The sequence below is a fragment of the Loigolactobacillus backii genome (assembly GCF_003946275.1).
Lineage (GTDB): Bacteria > Bacillota > Bacilli > Lactobacillales > Lactobacillaceae > Loigolactobacillus > Loigolactobacillus backii.
On the sequence record NZ_RHNQ01000111.1, the window covers coordinates 1 to 3,530 of the forward strand.

Below are 3,530 nucleotides of genomic sequence, written 5' to 3' on the forward strand. Positions count from 1 at the left end.
GTGAGCTCTTTTTCTGCACAAAAATCCTGTTAATAGTTTACCATTTGTAAACTATCAACAGGAAAAAGTATAGAGCCGTTATTATTAAGCAGTTGAACGTTGTTTTTCCTGAACATGAGATCATTGGCCTAATTGGACCTAATGGTAGTGGCAAGTCGACCCTTTTAAATGTGTTATCCGGATTTCGGCAACCTAAAGCTGGCGTTGTTGAACTTGATGGGCAAAAGCTTAGTGATCTAGCGCCAAAACAACGCGCGCAAAAAATTGCTAGTTTACCGCAAAATCCCAGTGCACCAATGGATACGTTAGTGCGTGACCTAGTCGGTTATGGTCGTTATGCGTACCAAAAGCCACTGCAAGGACTGCAGAAAACTGATCAGGTGGCAATAAATACAGCGCTGGAACAGGCCGGAATGGTTGGTCTGGAACAGCGAACCATTAAGAATTTATCCGGGGGTCAACGGCAGCGTGCCTTTATTGCAATGATTTTAGCGCAAAATAGTGATATTTTATTGCTGGATGAACCGACCAGCTCACTGGATTTAATGCACCAGTTAGAAATTTTGAAATTATTACGTCAATTAAATCAGAAATTACACAAGACAATTATTTTAGTTATTCATGACCTTAATCAGGCCGCGCGTTTTTGCGACACGTTACTGTGTTTACGTGCCGGCAAGGTTCGTTATCAGGGTGCCCCGAGTAAAGTTTTTACTGAGCAAATGCTGGCCGAAGTTTTTCAAATTCACGCCAAAATGGGTATTGATCCGTTAACTAAACAGCCCATGATTTTGAGTTATGACATCTAATTGCCTGCTTGTAAATTAAAGGTTATTCCGCTAATCTTAAGAAGATTAGATTATGTTTAGAGGAGGATGACTATGGCTATTGAGTTAATAGCAATTGATATTGATGGAACATTACTAAATGAGAGAAATGAGCTGGCACCGGCCACGACGCAAGCGATAAAAGCCGCAACGAAAAAAGGAATTAAGGTCGTTTTATGTACCGGCCGACCAATGACCGGGGTCACTGCCTACCTTGATACTTTAGGCATAAATGCCGCCACGGATCAGTACGTTGTGACCTTTAATGGTGCTTTGGCCCAGACAACTGACGGAAAAGTTATAAGCGCAAACGCGTTAAGCTACGACGATTACCTTGATTTAGAGGCGTTGGCCCAGAAGCTTTCGATTCATTTTCACGTTGAAACTAGCGATCGAATGTACACGGCCGATCGCGATATGAGTGAATACACGGTTCACGAGGCCAAATTAGTTTCACTGCCACTTTCATATCGAACAACGGGGGAAATGCGTGGAATTACGATTTCCAAGGGCATGTATATCGATCAGCCTAAAGTGCTTGATGCAGCAATTGCGCACCAGGATATTTGGCGTCCTTTTGAAGAACAATTTACCTTTGTTAAAAGTGCCCCGTTTTACCTTGAGGCCACTAAAAAGGGGACGAATAAGGGGAACGCGTTGTCAATGTTGGCCCAAACGCTTAACTTAACGGCGGATAACGTGATGGCGATTGGTGATCAGCAAAATGATCTCAGTATGATTGAATATGCAGGCTTTGGGGTAGCTATGGGAAACGCCATTCCTAGCGTTAAGCAGGCAGCGCAAGCAGTTACTTTAGATAACGTGCACGATGGCGTTGCGGCGACAATTAATCAAATGTTAAGTTAGAGTGCGTTTGGCAAGATGCACGATAAATTGTACTTACCGTATTTCGGTTTAGCTTGTTTTTGACAAGTTGCTTTTGGCCGTCAAATCACTGGACATTTTAGTGGTTTGCGTTATTCTTTAAGCTAAGAAGTCAAGTTATGGCGGTGGCCAAAATTAGGTGTTTGATAAAAATTTTGTTTCACAGTGCCTGAAGATAGATTAATAATAGGTTACAATTATCGCAACCTGAGGAGGTTCTTCCATGGAAGCTTTACCAAAAGTTACGCAAGCAGAATTATTAGAGCGAATTAAGTCTGGTAAGTACATGTTATTCTTTTCGGCGGATTGGTGCCCAGATTGCCGCTTTATTAAGCCAGCAATGCCAGAAATTGAGGCCGAATATTCGGACTTTACGTTCTTAGCTGTCGATCGGGATGAAAATATTGATTTAGCGGCTGAACTGAATATTTTTGGCATCCCAAGTTTTATCGCTTATCAAGATGGCAAGGAACTAGGCCGCTTTGTTAACAAGGACCGCAAGACTAAGGTTGAAGTTGAAAAGTTCATTAACGAATTGCCAGTAACTGCAAAATAATATTTATTGTGTGTCAAAAAAGCTAAAGATGGTTATACTGAAGACAGAGGGTTCGGTAATCAACAATGTTGCTAACTCTGGTTCACTATAAAAGAGGCGAGACAGCATGGCAGAAAAACTCAGTAAAGCACAGAAAAAAGAAATGATTCAAAAAGCTGAAGAAGATCGTGCTAAACATCCTAAGGCCAAAAGTGACATTTCTGGTTTTGAAACAATCGATAAAGAGTCTAGAAAATTAGAAAAAGAGAACCAATAATGTTAATCATGTGGTATAAAATAGTTATACTCCGTGGCTACCTTAATCTTTAGTTAATGAGAATGAGGTGGCCATTGAGCCATATTTTATACCACATTTTTTGTGCAATAAAATAAGTTGAATTTTAAATAGATCCGCAAAATAATCCTTAAAGAATTTAGGAGGCATAAACATGGCGATTAAAGGAAAAGTTGTTGTAATTACTGGTGCATCTAGTGGTATTGGCGCGGCAACAACCCGGCGGCTAGCACAAGCAGGAGCCAAGTTGGTGATTGGCGCCCGGCGAAAGGATCGCCTGGAAGATTTGGTGACCGCTTTGGCACCGGCTGAAGTAATCTACCAGGTAACTGATGTGACTGATAAAAAGCAAGTACAGTCTTTAGTGAATTTAGCCGTAGAGAAATTCGGCCGCGTGGATGTTCTGTTTAACAACGCCGGTTTAATGCCACTTTCTGAGTTGAATGAGTTAAAAGTAAACGAGTGGGAACAAATGATTGACGTTAACATCAAAGGCGTATTGTACGGCATTGCCGCCGTGTTACCAATCATGGAAAAACAGGGCTCTGGTCACGTCATAACAACCGACTCGGTAGCTGGTCACGTTATTCATCCTGGAACGGCCGTTTACTCTGGTACCAAGTGGGCAATCCAGGCCATTATGGATGGTTTGCGGCAAGAACAAGCTGGTAAAATTCGGACAACGATGATTTCACCTGGTGCAGTTAACACTGAACTTTACCGAACCATCACTAACGAAAAAAAGCGGCAGCAAATTAAAAATGACGAGCAAACGTCTGGTTTAGCAGCAGAAGATGTTGCTAACGCGGTGGCTTATGCGATTGACCAACCAAATAATGTTGGTATTAACGAAATTTTATTGCGACCAATTACGCAACAACGTTAAGCAACAAAGCGCTAATGCTGTAAAACTGAAACTTGAAAGCTAATAATCACGCCAAAGGCGTGTGGTTATTGGCTTTTTTGGCAAAAAAATAAACGCAAGCTC

At 41.6% G+C, this 3,530-nt stretch carries 5 protein-coding genes; all 5 read left to right on the forward strand.

Annotation, left to right across the window (positions count from 1 at the left end; genetic code table 11):
- Positions 1 to 92 precede the first annotated feature (92 nt).
- Positions 93 to 809, forward strand: a complete 717-nt coding sequence (locus tag EKM61_RS11580; protein WP_225359787.1) for an ABC transporter ATP-binding protein — start codon at positions 93 to 95, stop codon at positions 807 to 809.
- Positions 810 to 881: 72 nt separating this feature from the next.
- Positions 882 to 1,694, forward strand: a complete 813-nt coding sequence (yidA, locus tag EKM61_RS11585; RefSeq protein ID WP_068281226.1) for a sugar-phosphatase — start codon at positions 882 to 884, stop codon at positions 1,692 to 1,694.
- A gap of 241 nt (positions 1,695 to 1,935) precedes the next feature.
- Complete coding sequence (locus EKM61_RS11590; RefSeq protein WP_068225729.1) at positions 1,936 to 2,268, forward strand: thioredoxin family protein; 333 nt, start codon at positions 1,936 to 1,938, stop codon at positions 2,266 to 2,268.
- 106 nt (positions 2,269 to 2,374) lie between these two features.
- A complete protein-coding gene (locus EKM61_RS12120) occupies positions 2,375 to 2,524 on the forward strand; it encodes a hypothetical protein (RefSeq protein ID WP_100070757.1) in 150 nt (49 codons plus the stop codon).
- Positions 2,525 to 2,696: 172 nt separating this feature from the next.
- Entirely contained in the window at positions 2,697 to 3,428 is a 732-nt protein-coding gene (locus tag EKM61_RS11595) for an SDR family oxidoreductase (RefSeq protein WP_068225728.1), read from the forward strand.
- Positions 3,429 to 3,530: the final 102 nt, after the last annotated feature.